The sequence below is a fragment of the Rhizobium album genome (assembly GCF_003122325.1).
Classification (GTDB): Bacteria; Pseudomonadota; Alphaproteobacteria; order Rhizobiales; family Rhizobiaceae; genus Metarhizobium; species Metarhizobium album.
Genome location: NZ_QFBC01000006.1, coordinates 98,795 through 117,551, shown reverse-complemented (window position 1 = coordinate 117,551; position 18,757 = coordinate 98,795). Strand labels below are relative to the sequence as shown.

At 60.7% G+C, this 18,757-nt stretch carries 21 protein-coding genes and 3 tRNA genes; 11 read left to right on the top strand and 13 right to left on the bottom strand.

Translation table 11 applies throughout. From position 1 onward, the window contains the following. Nucleotides 1-12 precede the first annotated feature (12 nt). Together DEM27_RS15100 and recJ are read left to right on the top strand one after the other, a co-directional pair. Nucleotides 13-1,335 carry a homoserine dehydrogenase gene (locus DEM27_RS15100; RefSeq protein ID WP_109459085.1) on the top strand — a complete coding sequence of 441 codons (1,323 nt, stop codon included), beginning with the start codon at nt 13-15 and terminating at the stop codon, nt 1,333-1,335. A 73-nt stretch (nt 1,336-1,408) separates the two neighbouring features. Continuing rightward, nucleotides 1,409-3,214, top strand: coding sequence for a single-stranded-DNA-specific exonuclease RecJ (recJ, locus tag DEM27_RS15095; RefSeq protein ID WP_109459084.1), 1,806 nt, complete (start codon nt 1,409-1,411; stop codon nt 3,212-3,214). Between the two features lie 69 nt (nt 3,215-3,283). Here recJ and DEM27_RS15090 read toward each other — a convergent pair. Next, nucleotides 3,284-3,358, bottom strand: a tRNA-Glu gene (locus DEM27_RS15090). Here DEM27_RS15090 and DEM27_RS34015 point away from each other — a divergent pair. Further along, nucleotides 3,359-3,526, top strand: coding sequence for a hypothetical protein (locus DEM27_RS34015; protein ID WP_165823442.1), 168 nt, complete (start codon nt 3,359-3,361; stop codon nt 3,524-3,526). Between the two features lie 123 nt (nt 3,527-3,649). On the opposite strand, the gene DEM27_RS15085 is transcribed toward DEM27_RS34015, so the two are convergent. Further along, nucleotides 3,650-4,756, bottom strand: a complete 1,107-nt coding sequence (locus DEM27_RS15085) for a YcbK family protein (RefSeq protein ID WP_165823441.1) — start codon at nt 4,754-4,756, stop codon at nt 3,650-3,652. A 175-nt stretch (nt 4,757-4,931) separates the two neighbouring features. Further along, on the bottom strand, nt 4,932-5,372 hold the full coding sequence (locus DEM27_RS15080) for a VOC family protein (protein WP_109459082.1): 441 nt from the start codon (nt 5,370-5,372) through the stop codon (nt 4,932-4,934). Between the two features lie 195 nt (nt 5,373-5,567). Between DEM27_RS15080 and DEM27_RS15075 the strand changes: the two genes are divergently transcribed. Both DEM27_RS15075 and DEM27_RS15070 read left to right on the top strand, forming a co-directional pair. Beyond that, a complete protein-coding gene (locus DEM27_RS15075) occupies nt 5,568-6,146 on the top strand; it encodes a cold-shock protein (protein WP_109459081.1) in 579 nt (192 codons plus the stop codon). A gap of 5 nt (nt 6,147-6,151) precedes the next feature. Further along, complete coding sequence (locus tag DEM27_RS15070; RefSeq protein WP_109459279.1) at nt 6,152-6,634, top strand: DUF192 domain-containing protein; 483 nt, start codon at nt 6,152-6,154, stop codon at nt 6,632-6,634. An 18-nt stretch (nt 6,635-6,652) separates the two neighbouring features. On the opposite strand, the gene DEM27_RS15065 is transcribed toward DEM27_RS15070, so the two are convergent. The 8 genes from DEM27_RS15065 to DEM27_RS33595 form a co-directional block, all read right to left on the bottom strand. Then, a tRNA-Arg gene (locus tag DEM27_RS15065) sits at nt 6,653-6,729 on the bottom strand. A gap of 75 nt (nt 6,730-6,804) precedes the next feature. Beyond that, the gene (locus DEM27_RS15060; RefSeq protein ID WP_109459080.1) at nt 6,805-7,110 is read right to left on the bottom strand and encodes an ETC complex I subunit; all 306 of its coding nucleotides are present in this window, start codon (nt 7,108-7,110) and stop codon (nt 6,805-6,807) included. A gap of 345 nt (nt 7,111-7,455) precedes the next feature. Further along, nucleotides 7,456-7,532: transfer RNA gene (locus DEM27_RS15055), tRNA-Pro, on the bottom strand. Nucleotides 7,533-7,675: 143 nt separating this feature from the next. Next, nucleotides 7,676-8,449, bottom strand: coding sequence for an amino acid ABC transporter ATP-binding protein (locus DEM27_RS15050; RefSeq protein ID WP_109459079.1), 774 nt, complete (start codon nt 8,447-8,449; stop codon nt 7,676-7,678). A gap of 24 nt (nt 8,450-8,473) precedes the next feature. Beyond that, nucleotides 8,474-9,640 (bottom strand): amino acid ABC transporter permease, encoded by a 1,167-nt coding sequence (locus DEM27_RS15045; RefSeq protein ID WP_420028827.1) that lies wholly within the window; start codon nt 9,638-9,640, stop codon nt 8,474-8,476. 4 nt (nt 9,641-9,644) lie between these two features. Further along, nucleotides 9,645-10,838 carry an amino acid ABC transporter permease gene (locus tag DEM27_RS15040; protein ID WP_109459077.1) on the bottom strand — a complete coding sequence of 398 codons (1,194 nt, stop codon included), beginning with the start codon at nt 10,836-10,838 and terminating at the stop codon, nt 9,645-9,647. A 96-nt stretch (nt 10,839-10,934) separates the two neighbouring features. Next, nucleotides 10,935-11,963 (bottom strand): amino acid ABC transporter substrate-binding protein, encoded by a 1,029-nt coding sequence (locus tag DEM27_RS15035; protein ID WP_109459076.1) that lies wholly within the window; start codon nt 11,961-11,963, stop codon nt 10,935-10,937. A 132-nt stretch (nt 11,964-12,095) separates the two neighbouring features. Further along, nucleotides 12,096-12,332, bottom strand: a complete 237-nt coding sequence (locus DEM27_RS33595) for a hypothetical protein (protein WP_128755510.1) — start codon at nt 12,330-12,332, stop codon at nt 12,096-12,098. Here DEM27_RS33595 and DEM27_RS15030 point away from each other — a divergent pair. Continuing rightward, a complete protein-coding gene (locus DEM27_RS15030; protein ID WP_109459075.1) occupies nt 12,326-13,516 on the top strand; it encodes a cystathionine beta-lyase in 1,191 nt (396 codons plus the stop codon). The two genes, DEM27_RS33595 and DEM27_RS15030, sit on opposite strands and share 7 nt — an antisense overlap. Here DEM27_RS15030 and DEM27_RS15025 read toward each other — a convergent pair whose 3' ends face one another. Further along, the gene (locus tag DEM27_RS15025; RefSeq protein ID WP_109459074.1) at nt 13,517-14,659 is read right to left on the bottom strand and encodes an FAD-dependent monooxygenase; all 1,143 of its coding nucleotides are present in this window, start codon (nt 14,657-14,659) and stop codon (nt 13,517-13,519) included. Nucleotides 14,660-14,671: 12 nt separating this feature from the next. Further along, the gene (locus DEM27_RS15020) at nt 14,672-14,920 is read right to left on the bottom strand and encodes a zinc-finger domain-containing protein (protein WP_109459073.1); all 249 of its coding nucleotides are present in this window, start codon (nt 14,918-14,920) and stop codon (nt 14,672-14,674) included. A gap of 157 nt (nt 14,921-15,077) precedes the next feature. Here DEM27_RS15020 and DEM27_RS15015 point away from each other — a divergent pair, with 157 nt between their 5' ends. The 5 genes from DEM27_RS15015 to clpS all read left to right on the top strand — a co-directional run bounded on the left by DEM27_RS15015 (nt 15,078) and on the right by clpS (nt 18,755). Further along, the gene (locus tag DEM27_RS15015) at nt 15,078-15,863 is read left to right on the top strand and encodes an alpha/beta fold hydrolase (RefSeq protein WP_109459072.1); all 786 of its coding nucleotides are present in this window, start codon (nt 15,078-15,080) and stop codon (nt 15,861-15,863) included. A gap of 90 nt (nt 15,864-15,953) precedes the next feature. Further along, entirely contained in the window at nt 15,954-16,778 is an 825-nt protein-coding gene (gene cysE / locus DEM27_RS15010; protein ID WP_109459071.1) for a serine O-acetyltransferase, read from the top strand. A 256-nt stretch (nt 16,779-17,034) separates the two neighbouring features. Beyond that, a complete protein-coding gene (locus DEM27_RS15005; protein WP_109459070.1) occupies nt 17,035-17,238 on the top strand; it encodes a DUF3126 family protein in 204 nt (67 codons plus the stop codon). 559 nt (nt 17,239-17,797) lie between these two features. Then, a complete protein-coding gene (locus DEM27_RS15000; RefSeq protein WP_109459069.1) occupies nt 17,798-18,145 on the top strand; it encodes a phasin family protein in 348 nt (115 codons plus the stop codon). Between the two features lie 256 nt (nt 18,146-18,401). Further along, nucleotides 18,402-18,755 carry an ATP-dependent Clp protease adapter ClpS gene (gene clpS / locus DEM27_RS14995; protein ID WP_109459068.1) on the top strand — a complete coding sequence of 118 codons (354 nt, stop codon included), beginning with the start codon at nt 18,402-18,404 and terminating at the stop codon, nt 18,753-18,755. Nucleotides 18,756-18,757 lie beyond the last annotated feature (2 nt).

The window sequence follows — 18,757 nt, the reverse complement described above, 5'->3', positions numbered from 1 at the left end:
AGGAAAAAATTTATGTCAGATGCCCTTAAAATCGGCATTGCGGGCCTGGGCACCGTCGGTGCTTCCCTGGCGCGCATCCTTCAGGATCGCAGCGAAAAGCTGGCTGTTACCTGCGGCCGGCCGATTACGATCACGGCCGTCAGCGCCCGTGACCGCACGCGGGACCGGGGCATCGACCTTACTGATATCACCTGGTACGACGATCCGATCGAGCTGGCTGCCAAGGCCGATATCGACGTTTTCGTCGAACTGATGGGTGGCGCCGGAGATCCGGCCGACAACGCAGTGAGGGCGGCCCTGTCGCGCGGTCTGCATGTCGTCACCGCCAACAAGGCGCTGCTTGCCCGCCACGGCGTGGCGCTGGCTGCGCTGGCGGAAGAAAAGGGCGCGCTGCTGAACTTCGAAGCGGCCGTCGCAGGCGGCATTCCGGTCATCAAGGCGCTGCGTGAATCGCTGACGGGCAACACCGTCTCGCGCATCTATGGCATCATGAACGGCACCTGCAATTACATCCTCACCAAGATGGAGAAGGAAGGCCTGTCCTTCGCCGATTGCCTCAAGGAAGCGCAGCGGCTGGGGTATGCCGAAGCCGATCCGGCCTTCGACATCGAAGGTAACGACACCGCCCACAAGCTCGCCATCCTGACGACGCTCGCCTTCGGCAGCGAGATCGCCGCCGATGACATCTATCTCGAAGGCATCACCAACATCTCCATCGAGGACATCCATGCGGCCGCCGATCTCGGCTACCGCATCAAGCTGCTCGGCGTCGCCCAGCGCACCGAAAGTGGCATCGAACAGCGCGTCCATCCGACGATGGTGCCGCTCGATTCGGTCATCGCCCAGGTCGATGGTGTCACCAATGCGGTGGCGATCGAGGCCGATATCCTCGGCGAACTCCTGATGGTCGGCCCTGGCGCCGGCGGCAATGCCACGGCCTCCGCCGTGCTCGGCGATATCGCCGACATCGCCAAGAGCCGCCCGGGTGCCCAGCAGGTACCGGCGCTCGGCCGTCCTGCCGCAAAACTCGCACCTTACCAGCGGGCGCAGATCCAGAGCCACGAAGGCGGTTATTTCATCCGCATGACGGTAGAGGACCGCGCCGGCGTGTTCGCCAGCATCGCCGCCCGCATGGCCGAAAACCGTATCTCGCTGGAATCGATCGTCCAACGGCCGAAACACCATGTCGAGGCCGCCGAGCCGAAGACGATCATCCTCGTCACCCATGCGACGATGGAGGATGCGGTCCGCAAGGCCGTTGCCGCCATCAAGGGAGAAGGGTATCTGATCGGCGAACCGCAGGTCATCCGCATCGAGCGGCCGAAGACGGCCTGACCATCCGCCGGCAAGGACGGTTCGTTCGGGCCATGCCGAACGACGGCGCGACGACATCAAACGAGGAGCCATAATGGCCGATCTTTCGCCCGATCCCGTCCCGCGCGCCTTTCTTGGCGTCGAAAACTCGGTCTCCGGCCAGCGCTGGGTGTCCCGCCTTGACCAGGCGGGGCAGAACCGGGCGCTGGCGATCGCCCAGGTCCACGGGCTGCCGGACCTGACGGCGCGGGTGCTTGCCGGCCGCGGCGTCGGCGTCGACGAGGCCATGGCTTTCCTCGATCCGACCATCCGCACCCTGATGCCCGACCCGATGACGCTGGCGGATTGCGGCAAGGCGGCGGAACGCCTGGCGCGGGCGGTCCGGTCCGCCGAAAAGGTGGCGATTTTTGGCGACTACGACGTCGACGGGGCGGCATCCTCAGCCCTGATGTCGCGTTTCCTCGGTCATTTCGGTATAGAGGCGACGATCTATATTCCGGACCGCATTTTCGAAGGGTATGGCCCCAATCCCGCCGCCATCGATCACCTGATCGACGAGGGCGCCGAACTGATCGTCACCGTTGATTGCGGCTCGACCAGCAACGACGCGCTCGCCGCCGCGGCCAGGCGCGGCATCGACGTCGTCGTCATCGATCATCACCAGATGTCGCACGACATGCCGGCCTGCCATGCGCTGGTCAATCCGAATCGCGAGGACGATCTGTCGGGGCAGGGGCATCTCTGCGCCGCCGGCGTCGTCTTCCTCGTTCTGGTCGCCACGGCAAAAGTCCTGCGCGAAGGCGGCGATCCGCGCGCCCGCACCCTTGATCTTCTCGCCTGGCTCGACCTGGTGGCGCTGGCGACGGTCTGCGACGTCGTGCCGCTGAAGGAGCTGAACCGCGCTTATGTGGTCAAGGGACTGCTGGCGGCGCGGCATATGGGCAATGCCGGCCTGGCCGCACTGTTCCGCAAGGCGGGGCTGGGCGGGCCGGTGACACCCTATCATCTCGGTTTTCTGATCGGCCCGCGCATCAATGCCGGCGGACGAATCGGCAATGCGGCGCTGGGAAGCCGGCTGCTGACGCTCGACGACAATTCCCAGGCGGAAACCATTGCCGCGCAGCTGGATGACCTCAACCGCGAACGCCAGGCGATGGAAGCGGCGATGCTGGCAGAGGCGGAAGCCGAGGCCGCTGCCGAATATGGCGACGGTTCGAGCGCCTCGGTGATCGTCACCGCGCGCGAAGGCTGGCATCCCGGCATCGTCGGCCTGCTGGCGGCGCGGCTCAAGGAAAAATTCCGCCGTCCCGCCTTCGCCATCGCCTTCGACCCGTCGGGCAAGGGCACCGGCTCCGGCCGCTCGATCAGCGGCTTCGATCTCGGCAGGATGGTGCGTGGGGCACTGGACGAGGGATTGCTGGTGAAGGGTGGCGGTCACGCCATGGCGGCGGGGCTGACGGTGGAGCGCGGCAATCTTGGCCGGCTGCGGACCTTCTTCGAAGAACGTGCCCAGAAGGGGGTCGCCTCGCTCGTCTCCAACCAGTCATTGAAGATCGACGGCGCGCTCGGCGCTTCCGGTGCCACTCTCGAGCTGATCGACCAGCTGGAAACGGCCGGTCCCTACGGATCCGGCCACCCGCAGCCGATTTTCGCCGTCCCCATGCACCGCTTGGCGGATTCGCGCCTGGTCGGCGCCTCGCATATCAAGGTGACGCTGGAGGCGGCGGATCGTGCCCGGCTGGAAGGCATCGCGTTCAGAGCGGGGGGAACCGCCCTGGGCGACATGCTCCTGAATTCCCGCGGCCGGCAGATCCATGTCGCCGGCACGCTCAGCGCCGATTTCTGGCAGGGAACGAGGCGCGTGCAGATCCGCGTTCTCGATGCCGCCCTCGCCATCTGAGGATGGTGCAGGCAACCTGTCAAAACACCTGAGGCGTTCTGTCGTAGATCTTGTTTTCGTAAGGGAAAGTGGCACGCCCTAGGGGAGTCGAACCCCTCTTTTCAGAATGAAAATCTGACGTCCTAACCGATAGACGAAGGGCGCGTGCTGTGGCGCCCTTATAGTCAGGACATAAAAATCGCGCAAGCCGGAAATTCGATTTTTTTCAAAAAAATGACAGTCGCTGGCGCATCTGAAAAATCTGTTGATAAACGCTTAAAAACAAGGGCTTATCCACGGAAAAATGACGGCGGGATCGATTTGCAGGGGTGATGCCGATCACGCCGCACGGCTTTGCCGGCACCCGGAAATTGGCCCGGGCGACCTTCATGACAAAACGACCCGTTATGCGCAGGCCGTTTGCGAGGAGGGGGAGATTGCGGCTGCCAGATGGATTCAGGCTTCCCGGCGGCCGCAGCGCCAGTTCCAGTCGCGGGTCCTGCCGGTGTCGATATGCACGGATGCTGTGTGGCAATAGGTGCCGACGCCGCCGCGGCCGGGCTGCGAGCGCAGGAAGGCGGCGAGATCCCACTTCGACACGCCATCGATCTGCATGTCGGCGGCATTGCAGCTCAGATGCATGGAGCCTTCGACGCCGCCGACGCGGCGATTGTGCGCCACGTCGCGGTAGCCCGAGGTCACCACGGCGGTGCGGCCGAAATGCCGTTCCGCCGCCTTGATCAGGCCCACCAGTTCCGGTTTGAAGCAGCCGACCTTGACGCCGCCATTCTGGATCTTCAGCCCGTGGGCCGCCGCACGCGCCAGGCCGGACAGCGAAGCGAGCTTCATCAGGCCCGCTGGCTTGTCGTCATTCTCGTCGCCGGGCGTATAAAGATCTTTGGAGGCGTAGAAGCTGGCGGCCATGGACAGCGGCAGGTCGTCGGCGCCGATATAGTCGTTGTTGCGGAAGGCCAGCGCGTTGATCGGCTTGTCACCGGCGGCCATCTTCTCCTTCTTGCCCTTGTTACGGGCATCGGAAACCTTGTCCGAGGCTTCTGCTACCGGCTGCGCGTCCGTTGCCGGGGAGCGGCTGTAGACACTGTTGAAGGCGGGGTTTACCCCCGATGTCGGCGCATAGGCCGGCACGTCCGACATCGTTTCGCCGGTATCGACGGGTTGCGCCGTGCGTGTCGAAAAAATGCTGGAGCGGCTCGCATTGATTCCCGTCGACTGCATCGTCAGACCGCCGATGTCGGCAGGTGTCTGTGTTGCCGCATCGGCTTGCATTTCGGGGGAGGGCGAATTGAGGTCGGTCTCGCCGTCGATCGGCGGCAGCGCCGCCTCATCGGTCGTGGATTCGACCTGTTGCGTGGCGTGCAGCTTCTGCTTTTTCTGCCCGGTTGTCTTGGTGCTGTTGGTAATCAGATCGCCGCCATCGGCCGTCAGCGATCCCGAGGGGGACGATACACAGCCCGCCAGCGACAGGGCGAAGACGGAGACCATGAGCGCCGGGCCGAAGCCATGGCGTTTCCGCGGCAATTCCTGCTTCGTGCACAAAAACAAGACATATTTCCTTCGTTCGCGCGGCCGCTCCACAATCATGTGGATGCGACCGTACCGGAATGGCGCATGAGACTTGCCGGCACCCGGTATTGCCAAAATCGAAGGACTTAAAACATGCGTGACTTGCGCTAAGCTTTCACGCGGCAAGCGGGCGCCTGCCGCGTGGCTGCGATTTTTACCAGCTGCCGGTGTTCTGCATCGAAGCCCAGGGCTCCGCCGGCGCCAGGTTCGCGCCCTTCTGCAGGATCTCGATGGAAATGCCGTCCGGCGAGCGGACAAAGGCCATATGGCCGTCGCGCGGCGGCCGGTTGATCGTCACGCCATTATCCATGAGGTGCTGGCAGAAACCGTAGATATCGTCGACCTCATAGGCCAGATGGCCAAAATTGCGGCCGCCGGTATAGTCTTCCGTATCCCAGTTGTAGGTGAGTTCGACGCAGGGGGCGAGGTTGGCGCGGGCAGCGTCCAGATCGTCACTGGCGGCGAGGAAAACCAGGGTGAAGCGGCCCTTTTCGTTCTCGATGCGGCGGATTTCCGTGAGGCCGAAGAGCTTGGTATAGAAATGCAGCGAGGCTTCGAGATCTTTCACTCGCACCATCGTGTGAAGGTAGCGCATCCGACTATTCTCCTTTTGTCATTGCGGCCAGATATTTGGCTTGAAATCAGCTTCAAGCAAGCCTTCGCAGCTAAAAATCGATTTGGGTAAAATGAAAACTAGGACTTGCGCTGATGCATCGCCACGATGTTAATCTGTTCGTCAAGAATCAGTTAACCGTAACGAAGTGACGCGTGTTCGAGGGGCTGGCAGAATATGGTGGACAAGATTTCGTCGAAGGGCGTCGCATTTTTCGAAGAGCTTTCGAGCGAACCTGTTGAGCTGATCGAAGTGACGGGAGTCGTGAAGTGGTTTGACGTTGCCAAGGGATTTGGCTTCATCATTCCAGATAACGGCATGCAGGATGTTCTTCTGCATGTGACCTGCCTGCGCCGCGACGGCTATCAGACGATTTTGGAGGGAACCCGCATCGTTGCTCTGGTTCAGAAGCGCGACCGGGGTTATCAGGCGTTCCGGATCCTGTCGATGGATCAATCGACGGCCGTGCATCCTTCGCAGATGCCGCCGGTGCGCACGCATGTGCAGGTTACGCCGACGAGCGGCCTCGAGCGGGCGCTGGTAAAATGGTTCAATCGCACCAAGGGATTTGGTTTCCTGACGCGCGGCGAAGGCACCGAGGACATTTTCGTCCACATGGAAACCCTGCGTCGTTTCGGCCTGACGGAGCTTCGTCCGGGACAGACTGTGCTGGTGCGTTTCGGCGACGGCGACAAGGGTCTGATGGCGGCGGAAATCCATCCGGACATGCCCAATCCGTCGACGCGTTCGCACTGATGCCGATGGCTTCTTTTGCCGGATATTTGAAAAGCGCCGTGCTGGCGCTTTTTTTGTCGTTGCTCGCTGCCACCTCGTCTTTTGCCGATGAGGTCAAGTTTTCTTCGGAGCTATTGACGATCACCTCGACCGGGGGGCGCAAGCATCAATTCACCGTGGATCTTGCGGTTACGCCGGCCCAGCGTGAGCGGGGCCTGATGTTTCGCAAGAGCATGGGGCGGGATGCCGGCATGCTCTTCGATTTCGGCGAAAGCCGGCCGGTGATGATGTGGATGAAAAACACCGACCTGCCGCTCGACATGCTGTTCATCGGCAAGAACGGTTCGATCCACCGCATCCATCATAATGCCGTGCCGTATTCCGAGGACATCATCTCCTCCAACGGTTCGGTGATGTATGTGCTGGAGTTGAACGGCGGCACCGCCGCGGCACTCGGCATCCACGAAGGAGACAGGGTCTCCAGCCGCCAGATCGGAAACGTCAACTGATTGGATTTTTCGGGGGAGTGGCGATCCCTGCAGGATTCGAACCTGCGACAACCTGCTTAGAAGGCAGGTGCTCTATCCAGCTGAGCTAAGGGACCGAATCGCCTTTGCGATCTGATTGTAGCTGCGGAGGGTGACGAAGACGCCACCTTCCGCGGTATTGTCGGGCAGCCTCAGTGGGTCCAGGGCTGCGTGCGGTTGAACTTGAAGTTGTCCGAGTAGGAAACGGCCTTGCGTGTTGCTTCCTTCGGCAGGATCACGCGGTATTCGATCCCGTTGCGCTGGGCATAGGCTTCCGCCTGTTCCTGCGATTCGAAGGTCAGCTTCACTTGCTGGCGCATATCGCCGGAGGAGGTATAGCCCATGATCGGATCGATCGTGCGCGGCTGGTCCTGATCGAATTCCAGCACCCAGAGATGCGTCTTCGCCTTGCCGGACTGCATTGCGGTTTTTGCAGGACGATAAATCTTCGCAGGCATTGGCACCATGCTCCAAAGTCGTGTCACCATATTCCCGCCGGCAGGCGTGGCGGACGAGCCGCAGCTTGCCGAAGCGGAACGATTCTCCCCTTGGCCTGTACAGCCCCAAGTCGAATCCTATGGGACAAATAACGGTGTCGGCGGAGTTTATCAATCCACAATGACGGGAAGACGTTAAGAACGCCTCAAGTTTTCCCGCCCTGTTTCCAATGCCGGCTTTCTCCCAGTCCTCGGCGATTCCCGTGCCGGTGGCAGGTCAAGCGATTTGTCCCCCATTGCTGTCGCAAAGCGGAAATTCGGAAGATTTACAAACGGTGATTATATGACGGCATCAACCACCTGAAGTGGTCGGAGTGGAGAGATTCGAACTCCCGACCCTCTGGTCCCAAACCAGATGCGCTACCAGACTGCGCTACACTCCGTGCCGGCAATGACGGGGAGATACACGGTTCCCCCCGGCATCGCAACTGCTAAAATCGTGTTTGTACACCCCTTTGTCGCATCCCTTCGGGATATCGCCGAAGAGGCCTGCGGACGACCGTTGCCGTTCGCAGGCCGTGCCTGCCTAGTGCAGGATCTGGCTGAGGAAGAGCTTGGTGCGCTCGTGCTGCGGGTTGTCGAAGAATTCGGCCGGCGAATTCTGTTCGACGATCTGGCCCTGGTCCATGAAGATGACGCGGTTGGCGACCTGGCGGGCGAAGCCCATTTCGTGGGTGACGCAGAGCATGGTCATGCCTTCTTCGGCCAGGCTCACCATGGTGTCGAGCACTTCCTTGACCATTTCCGGATCGAGCGCCGAGGTCGGTTCGTCGAAGAGCATGATCTTCGGCTTCATGCACAGCGAGCGGGCGATCGCCACGCGCTGCTGCTGGCCGCCGGAGAGTTGGCCGGGGTACTTGTTGGCCTGTTCCGGGATCTTGACGCGCTTCAGATAGTGCATCGCCACTTCTTCGGCTTCCTTCTTCGGCATCTTGCGAACCCAGATCGGCGCCAGCGTGCAGTTTTCCAGGATGGTCAGGTGCGGGAAGAGGTTGAAGTGCTGGAACACCATGCCGACTTCGCGGCGCACTTCGTCGATCTTCTTCAGGTCGTTGGTCAACTCGATGCCATCGACGACGATATTTCCGGACTGATGTTCCTCCAGCCGGTTGATGCAGCGGATCATCGTCGACTTGCCGGAGCCCGACGGGCCGGCGATGACGATGCGTTCGCCCTTCATGACCTTCAGGTCGATGTCGCGCAGCACATGGAAGTCGCCGTACCACTTGTTCATGTTGCTGATCTGGACAGCGACATCGGTCGCGGAAACCGTCAGTTTCTTGGTGAGTGCCTCAGCCATAAAGTCTATACCCCTTGAGAATTTTTATCGTTTGTGACCGGTATCGAGACGTCGTTCCACGAAACTTGAATAGCGGGACATTCCGAAGCAGAAAAGCCAGAAAACGAATCCCGCAAAAACAAGTCCGGTCATCGGCGTCACGGGCGAGGCCCAGGTGGGATCCGAGAAGCTTTTGCGGACGTTGCCGAGAAGATCGTACATGCTGATGATCGACACAAGGGACGTATCCTTGAACATGCCGATGAAGGTGTTGACAATGCCCGGGATGACCAGCTTGATCGCCTGTGGCATCACCACCAGCCGCATCTTCTGCCAATAGCTGAGGCCGAGCGAATCGGCGCCTTCATATTGCCCTTTGGGAACGGCCTGCAGGCCGCCGCGGATGACTTCCGCCATGTAGGCGGAGGCGAAGATCGACACGCCGACCAGCGCGCGCAGAAGCTTGTCCACCGTCCAGCCGGCTGGCAGGAACAGCGGCAGCATGACGCTTGCCATGAACAGCACCGTGATCAGCGGCACGCCGCGGATCAGCTCGATGAAGGCGATACAGAGCATCTTGATCACCGGCATCTGCGAACGGCGGCCAAGCGCCAGCAGGATACCGAGCGGCAGCGAAACGCCGATGCCGACGAAGGAGATGATCAGCGTCACCATCAGGCCGCCCCAGCTGGCGGTCTCGACATGCTCCAGCCCGAAGACGCCGCCGAGCAGAAGCACGGCTGCGACGATCGGAAAGACCGCGAACAGCGCCAGCGCGTTCCATCCCTTGTGGGGGACCCTGGGGATCAGCAGCGGTGTCAGCAGGGCGACGAAAAGGATGCCCACCAGCGTCGGTCGCCAGCGCAGGTCGATCGGGTAGGTGCCGAACATGAACTGCTTGAAATAGGCGCCGACATAGGCCCAGCAGGCGCCGCTCCATTCGTCGGGCTGGATGCCGCCCTGTCCCAGCGTGGCGCAGACGGAGCGGTCGTTGCCCAGCCAGACGGCGTTGACGAACAGCCATTCGACGATCGGCGGAACCAGCAGCGCCAGGATGATGATCCCGAAAGCCGTCAGGATCGCGTCCGTTACCGAACCGAAGAGATTGCGGCGGAGCCAGCCGACGACGCCGGTGGTCTGCAGCGGCGCCCGTTCGGGGCCGAGCATTTTTCCCCGGACGAAGAGGGAAGGAGTGTTGAATGTGTCTGCCATCGGCTCAGCGCTCCACAAGTGCCATCTTGGCGTTGAACCAGTTCATGAACAGCGAGGTCAGCAGGCTGATCGTGACGTAGACGACCATCCAGATGGCGACGATCTCGATCGAATGGCCAGTCTGGTTGAGGATCGTGCCGCCGACGGCGACGAGGTCCGCATAACCGATGGCGACGGCCAGCGACGAGTTCTTGATGAGATTGAGATACTGGCTGGTCAGCGGCGGAATGATGATTCGAAGCGCTTGCGGCAGGACGATCAGCCGCGTCGTCAGGCCAGGGCGCACGCCGAGGGCATGTGCGGCCTCGCTCTGGCCGTGGGCGACACCCCTGATGCCGGCGCGGACGATTTCGGCGATGAAGGAGGCGGTGTAGAAGGACAGCGCCAAAAGCAGCGACATGAATTCCGGGCCGATGGTGCCTCCGCCGGTCAGGTTGAATTTGCCGGCGGTCGGCACGTCGAAGCTGAGCGGTCGTCCTTCCAGCACGAAGGCGATGAGCGGCAGGATGATCACCAGGGCCAGAACCACCGGCAAAACCGGAAAACGCTTGCCGGTCGCCATCTGCCGTGCAGACACCCAGCGCATGTGCATGACGGACAGCACGACCGCCACCACGAACGCCAAGACGACGAACAGAAAACCTTCGCCGAAGATCGGCTTGGGAAAGAAGACGCCGCGATTGTTGAGGAACACGTCCAAAGGCAATTCGATCGAGGCGCGAACCTGCGGCAGGACGTTGATGACGCCGACATACCAGAAAAAGATCACCAGCAGCGGCGGGATGTTGCGGAAAATCTCGACATAGACGGTGCACAGCTTGGCGATCAGCCAGTTGCTGGAAAGGCGCCCGATGCCGATGATCAGCCCGATGACGGTGGCGAGCACGATGCCGACGAACGCAACCAGCAGCGTGTTGATGAAGCCGACTTCCAGCGCCCGCAAATAGCTGTGGTCGCTGGAATATTCGATCAGAGACTGCCCGAGGTCGAAGCCGGCGCGTCCCTGAAGGAAGCCGAAGCCCGACGAGATGTTGGCGCGCCTGAGATTGTCGACGGTGTTCGAGTAGATGACGTAGAAAAAGGCCACGAGCCCGATGATCGTCAGTACCTGGTAAAAGACACCACGCACTTTCGGGTCGTAGAGAGGTGAAGCCGCCGGCGCCCGCGAATGCGCGAGCTTGTCCTGCATCATTGCCATGTTTTCCCCTGGTGCTGTTTTCGCCCTTGTTTTGCGGGCGTTTTTTTATTGTCAGCCGAGGGGAGGCGGCGAACCGCCTCCCCGAAAGTCGAGGAATTAGCGGATCGGCGGCGAATACTGCAGGCCGTCCTTGGTCCAAAGCGCATTGAGGCCACGCTCGATCTTCAGCGGGCTGCCGGTACCGACATTGCGCTCGAAGGATTCGCCGTAGTTGCCCACCTGCTTGACGATGTTGTAGGCCCAGTTGTTGTCGAGGCCGAGGTCCTTGCCGATCGTCGAGCCTTCTTCCGTGCCGAGGAAGCGCTTGATATCCGGGTTTTCCGAGGTCTTCATCTCATCGACGTTTGCCTGGGTGATGCCGAATTCTTCAGCTGAAACCATGGCATAGTGCGCCCAGCTGACGATGTCGAACCACTGGTCGTCGCCCTGGCGAACGGCCGGCCCGAGCGGCTCCTTCGAGATGATTTCCGGCAGGATCATGTGATCGTCCGGCTTCGACAGCGTCAGGCGGATGGCATAGAGGCCGGACTGGTCGGTGGTGTAGACGTCGCACTTGCCGGCGTCATAGGCCTGGTCGACTTCTTCCTGCTTTTCGAAGACGGTCAACTTGTATTCCATCTTGTTGGCTTTGAAGTAGTCGGCAAGGTTGAGCTCCGTGGTCGTACCGCTTTGGACGCAGACCGAAGCGCCGGACAGCTCGAGCGCCGATTTCACGCCGAGTTCCTTGCGGGCCATGAAGCCCTGGCCGTCGTAATAGTTGACGGTGCGGAAGTTGAAGCCGAGTTGCGTATCGCGGCTGATCGTCCAGGTGGTGTTGCGCGCCAGAAGGTCGATTTCACCGGACTGCAGCGCCGGAAAGCGGTCCTTGGCGGAAAGCGGCGTGTATTTTACCTTGGTCACATCACCGAAAACGGCGGCCGCCACGGCCTTGCAGTAGTCGATGTCGAGGCCCGACCAGTTGCCGCTGCTATCCTGCGACGCAAAACCGAGAAGACCGGCGCCGTTGACGCCGCACTGAACGAATCCCTTCGCCTTGACGTCGTCGAGTTTGGCTGCGGACGCGCCCGAAGCGCTTAGAGCCACCACCGCTGCGCCAATTGCCGCCGACAGAAGCTTGTAATTCATTTTTCCCAACCTTTTTTCTGTTGTTTTTGTCATCGTGAACGCATGCGCGGACAAGCCGGCTTTCGATGCCTCACATTTCTCGCTGACCTCCCGGTGCGAGTGTTGCTATCACAGTCGCAAATAGGCCTAGGGTCAAGTGTCGCGTTCGAAATTCAATTTTGAAAGCTCATTTTTACCGATAAGGGCCGGAAAAACAGGCAGAACCGCCCGATCCGGGCAGCCGGCTGCATAAAATTCTGCCGTTGCGGCAGGCGCAACACCCGAAGCGCTGCGGATGAAACGATGGAGATTGAGGGGTTGACCATTGTCTCCGGCTTGGCGAAGACTGGCGGTTTCCGTCCGTATCATAAGCAGATCCATCCATGACATCACACGACAATTCCAAAGACGAAGCCGGCGTGAACACGCGGCTTGCCCATCTCGGTCCGTCGCCGCACGATTTTCACGGTTTCGTCAATCCTCCGGTCGTCCACGCCTCCACCGTGCTGTTCCCCAATGCCCGGACGATGGAAACGAGGGACCAGAAATATACCTACGGCACCCGCGGCACGCCGACCACCGACGCACTCTGCGATGCGATCAACGAGCTGGAAGGCTCGGCGGGAACGGTTCTCGTTCCATCCGGACTGACTGCCGTCACCGTGCCGTTCCTGGCCTTCCTGTCTGCCGGCGACCATGCGCTGATCGTCGATTCGGTCTATTTTCCGACCCGGCATTTCTGCGATACCATGCTGAAACGCTTAGGTATTTCCGTCGATTATTACGATCCGGCGATCGGCGCGGGCATCGAGACGCTGATCAAGCCGAACACCAGGCTGGTGCATACCGAAGCACCCGGCTCCAACACCTTCGAGATGCAGGATATTGCGGCGATCTCGGCGGTGGCGCACCGGCACGGCGCGGTCGTGACGATGGACAACACCTGGGCGACCCCGGTCTATTTCAAGCCGCTGGATTTCGGCGTCGATGTCTCGATCCATGCAGCGACGAAATATCCGGCGGGGCATTCCGACGTTCTGCTCGGAACCGTTTCGGCCAATGCCGCGACCTGGCCGCAACTGCTGGAAACGCACGGCACGCTCGGCATCTGCGGATCGCCCGACGATTCCTACCAGGTCATGCGCGGCTTGCGGACGATGGGCGTCCGTCTTGCCCGGCACCAGGAAAGCGCGCTTGCCGTGGCATCGTGGCTGGAGGGCAGGGAGGATGTCGCCCGCGTGCTGCATCCGGCCTTGCCGAGTTTCCCGGGGCACGATCTCTGGAAGCGCGATTTCAAGGGGTCCAGCGGCATCTTCTCCTTCGTGCTGGCGGCGGATAGCCCCGAAAAGTTCAAGCCGAAGGCGCATGCCTTCCTCGACGCCCTTCGCTACTTCGGCCTTGGTTATTCCTGGGGCGGGTATGAAAGCCTTGCCGTGCATGTCGGCCTCGGCGATCGCCGCATCTGCAAGGCGCCGGCCGAAGGGCCGGTCCTGCGGCTGCAGATCGGCCTCGAAGACGTCGCCGATCTCAAGAAGGATCTCGATGCCGGTTTTGCGGCCGCCGCAGCCGTCTGATCAGTCTTCGGCGCGGTAGCCGTAGAGCCAGTCCAGATCCGCCGCAAGCGCTTGCGGCGGACGCAGGCCGAGCACGAGGTCGCGTGCAAGCCGCACCGGACCGCGTGCATGGTAGGCGAACTTGTTGAAGGCGCCGCGCCTGCGCACCTGCTCGGCGCGCTGGCGGCGACGGGTTTCGAAATCCGCCAGTGCTGCGCCCAGTGGTATGCGGGCAACCCGTCCGGCCAGTTCGAAGGCATCCTCGATCGCCATCGCCGCGCCCTGGGCCGCAAACGGCATCATTGCATGGGCGGCATCGCCGATCAGCACGGTTTTCGCCCCATCCTGCCAATTGCCGGGCCCGGCTTCGTAGAGTGGCCAGAATGTCGGTGCCGTGACGTCGGAAAGCAGGCGTTGGATGGCCGGATGCCAGCGGCTGAAGGCATGCTTCAATGTCCTGCCGCGGCCATCGGCCTCCGGATCGGCTTTGGAAACGATGGCGACGAGGTTGATGCAGCCTGCCTCCCTCAGGGGATAACAGACGAGGTGCGAGGAGGAGCCGAGGAAGGCGGTGACGTTTTTCCGGCCGATGAAATCCGGTGTCTGCGCGTCCGGTACGGTGATGCGCCATGCGACGTTGCCGGAAAACCGTGCCTGCGGCGCGCCGGGCACGAGGCTGCGGATGACGGAGCGCACGCCGTCGGCGCCGACGACAAGATCCGGCTCCGTGCCGGCGATGTCCGCAATCGCTCGCCTGTCGGCAACATCCAGCCGTTTCCCGAGCACGAGGCGGCAGAGCGGCTGGTCCTGCGCCGCAGAGAGCAGGGCCTGTTGCAGGCTCGACCGGTGCAGAAGGCCATAAGGCGCGCCCCAGCGCTGCCGGGCGCTCCGGCCGCTGGGAACGGCCGCAAGCCGGCGCAGACTGGTGCCGGATCGCAACTCGATGATGTCCGGTTCCATCCAGATCGCTTCGAGGGAGGCGAGAACGCCAAGCTCCGCGAGGATTCGCGAGGCATTCGGCGACACCTGCAGGCCGGCGCCGACTTCCGTCAGTTCCGGCGCCTGCTCGATGACGGTCGAGGAAATGCCTTTGCGGGCAAAAGACAGGGCCGCCGTCAAGCCGGCGATGCCGGCCCCGACGATTGCGACGTTACCGACGGGCATGATTGCCGGCCGTCACGCGGCCTTGACGTGGAAGATGCAGCCCGGCGGGTTGGTCTCGGATGCCTTCAGCGACGGATTGTAGCGAAAAAGCGTCGAGCAATAGGAACAGACCTTTTCGGTCTCGTCGCCCATGTCGATGAAGATATGCGGGTGATCGTAGGGAATGGAAGCGCCGGTGCACATGAATTCCTTGACGCCGATCTCGATCATCCGATGTCCGCCGTCGTTCTGAAAATGCGGGATTGCGTGTCCGGCTGCCATGTCATTCTCCAATGCGTCTGTTTGCGGCGGACATTATATGCCTTCGTTTCAAATGTGTAGATGCGAAGTGTCGCGGAAAACACAGAAGTTTCGGCCAGGCAGGGTTCACCGCGGCGTGCCGATCTCTTATGGTCGCTGCAAAAAAAAGGACCTGTCGATGAATCTCGATCCCCCCGATTTTTCCTACTTCATGCATGACGGGCTGCGGCTGGCCTATTTCGACGAGGGCGATGCCGCCGGCGAACCGGTGCTGCTGATCCATGGTTTCGCCTCCAGCGCCAGCGTCAACTGGGTTTATCCGGGCTGGCTCAAGACGCTGGGCGATGCCGGATATCGGGTGATCGCCATCGACAACCGCGGTCATGGAAAAAGCGACAAGCCGCATGACCCGGAAGCTTATCACGTGCCGCTGATGGCGTCGGATGCCGCCGCCTTGCTCGATCATCTCGGCCTGCCGGACGCCCATGTCATGGGATATTCGATGGGTGCGCGCATTTCCGCTTTCCTGGCGCTGGGGCATCCGCACCGCGTGCGTTCGCTCATCTTCGGCGGTCTGGGCATCGGTTTGATCGACGGCGTCGGTGACTGGGACCCGATCGCCGACGCGTTGCTGGCCTCCTCCATAGAGGACGTTACCCATGAGCGTGGAAAGATGTTCCGCGCCTTTGCCGACCAGACCAAAAGCGACCGGCTGGCGCTGGCCGCCTGCATCCGCACCTCGCGTGATCCGATCAGCGCCGAGGAGATCGGCCGCGTCGACGTCCCGGCTCTGATCGCCGTCGGCACCAAGGATGATATCGCCGGCTCGCCTCAGGCGCTGGCGGCGCTGATGCGCGATGCGCGGGCGCTGGATATCCCCAATCGCGATCACATGCTGGCGGTGGGCGACCGGGTGTTCAAGAAGGCGGCGCTGGATTTTTATGCTGAAATCGCTGCCGCCTGAGGCAGTGGATTTCTTCCGTGGACCCCCATCTGGTTTTGTTTGCCATTTGTCGTATATAATGGCGACCGACGGGTAATGAGGAGACCGAATATGGTCGCGAAAACTGAAGTTCGCCTGAGCGAACATGTCAAGACGATGGATCCCATCTGGGACAGCATGCGCCAGGAAGCGCGCAGCGCCGCCGAACAGGATCCCATCCTCGCGGCGTTCTTTTACTCGACCGTATTGAACCATCGCTCGCTCGAAGATTGCGTCATCTACCGGATCTGCGAACGCCTCGGCAATTCGGAGGTCCAGGCGAGCCTTCTTCGCCAGGCTTTCGAAGAGATGCTGGCCGACTGGCCGGAATGGGGCAATATCCTGCGCGTCGATATCCAGGCGGTGTACGACCGTGACCCCGCATGCCTGCGCTTCCTCGAGCCGGTGCTTTATTTCAAGGGTTTCCATGCCATCCAGACGCATCGGCTGGCACATTGGCTCCTCAACCACGGACGGCGCGATTTCGCGCTCTATCTGCAGAGCCGTGCCTCCAGCGTCTTCCAGACGGACATCAACCCGGCCGCGCGGATCGGCAAGGGCATCTTCCTCGATCATGCGACGGGTCTTGTGGTCGGCGAGACGGCGGTGATCGGCGACAACGTGTCGATCCTGCACGGCGTCACGCTCGGCGGCACCGGCAAGGAAGGCAGCGACCGCCATCCGAAAATCGCCAACGGCGTGCTGATCGGTGCCGGTGCCAAGATCCTCGGCAACATCGAGATCGGCCATTGCTCGCGTGTCGCGGCCGGTTCGGTGGTTCTGAAAGCGGTGCCGCCGAAGACCACGGTGGCCGGCGTGCCGGCGCGCGTCGTCGGCGAGGCGGGCTGTTCCGAGCCGTCCCGCGCCATGGACCAGCTGATCAACGCGATCGACTGATCCTATCCCGTCGCCGGCCTCCGCTCGGCGACGGCTTTCGGGTAGCTTTGCGTTTTGGCGCCCGCAATTGCGTAAAATCAAGACAATGGAAGCGTTTCGCGTTTGGGGGAAAAGCGGAAATGCTCCCATCGTGCCAGGGAACGGGCGTGGCCATAATCCCGTTTATGATCGATTGAGCATTGTTGCCGGGCCTTTACACTGCGTCTTTTCCCATGCAACAAGCGGCGCAACCCGATAACTGCTGACGGAGACAATTGTGAAGCCGGACGAAATCAAGAAACTCGACGCGTATTTCAAGCGCACGCTCAATCCCGCCATCGTCGTCAAGGCGCGGCCGCGCAAGAACGATTCTGCCGAAGTCTATATCGGCGACGAGTTTCTCGGCGTGATCTTCCGCGACGACGAGGACGGCGATCTCTCCTACAGCTTCTCGATGGCTATTCTCGAAGACGATCTTTGAGTAACGATATCCAAGCCGGCGGGCCTTGCCTCGCCGGCTTTGCCGTCTTGTCCGGCCACATGTTCAGGACTGGACCGCCATCGGCGAGGCCTCTGCCCGTCGTTGTTCGCTTGCCCCGGGCAAGTATGCGAAAGCCCCTCAAAAGCTCTCCGTAAAACCTTGAAAACCATGGCGATGCCTTGCTTCCCGTGTTGCTGCATGTGCGAAATGCAGTCGGTGGAACAGGCGGAAAACATTTATTTATGGTTGTATATCGTTATCTTTCCCGAGGGTGGAAACACCGGTTGCGGCCGACGATCCATTTTTGCCAAATGACAAATTCTCTGAGCGAATGCACATGGGCAGACGATTTTTGATGTTAGTTTGTTCAATTGGTAAAAAAGAGGGCTGTTTTTTTTAAAATAAAGGAGGAAATCCTCCTTTCGGGCGATGGAGAGGCCGCAGACGTCAATCGTGACGTTAATGCAATCTATGATTTTCATGCGGCGCACAAATTCCTTGACTTATCTTGTGCATTGCACGTATATCTTGAGGATCAACCAACCAAAAGGGACGGGCTATGTTCAACTTTGATGAAGCCAGCAAGAAGAGCAAGGAAGCCGCAGACACCATGTTGAAGGGCTATTCGGAAGTTGCCAAGGGTTTTCAGGCTATTGCCGCTGAATCCGCCGAATACACCAAGAAGTCCTTCCAGGATACCGTCGCTCACGTCGAGGCCCTTGCCGGCGTGAAGAGCGTCGAAACCGCTTTCGAGTTGCAGACCAATTTCGTCAAGGCTGCCTACGAAGGGTTCGTTGCCGAGGCGACCAAGCTCAACGAAATGTACGTCGATCTGGCCAAGGCCGCCTACAAGCCCTACGAGGCACCGCTTTCGCGCGCTTCGACGGCCCTGACGCCGGCTGCCTGAGCACCCGCCAGGAATTCTTGAACGGATAGAGGCCGGTCGCCCCCCGCGGGGCGGCCGGCCTTTTTCGTGACGAAAGCCCGGCACCCGTTTGGCATGTCAGAAATGTGAAGATTACTGCAGCGGTAAAGGCGAATTCCCGTTGCAGTGTTGGACAGGGGGCTTAAAATCCCCAAACAAAGACCTAAATTATGGTCACGGATGTTTGGCTTGCGATGCCCCTGAAGCATGAGCCGCCACGTTTTGGGAATGAAGAAAGATGATCGCTAAGCCGATCCGGATGCAACAGGATTCAGACAAGGACGGGGATAACGCCAATCGCGGCACCTCCGTTATTACGCGTACCAAACCGAAAACCAAGAAACCGAATTTGTATCGTGTATTGCTTCTGAACGACGATTACACGCCCATGGAATTTGTCATTCATATCCTTGAGCGTTTTTTTCAGAAGGACCTGGAAGCCGCGACCCGCATCATGCTTCATGTTCATAATCACGGCGTGGGCGAATGTGGTGTGTTTACCTACGAAGTGGCTGAAACGAAGGTGAGTCAGGTTATGGACTTTGCCCGACAGCATCAGCATCCGCTGCAATGTGTTATGGAAAAGAAGTGAGG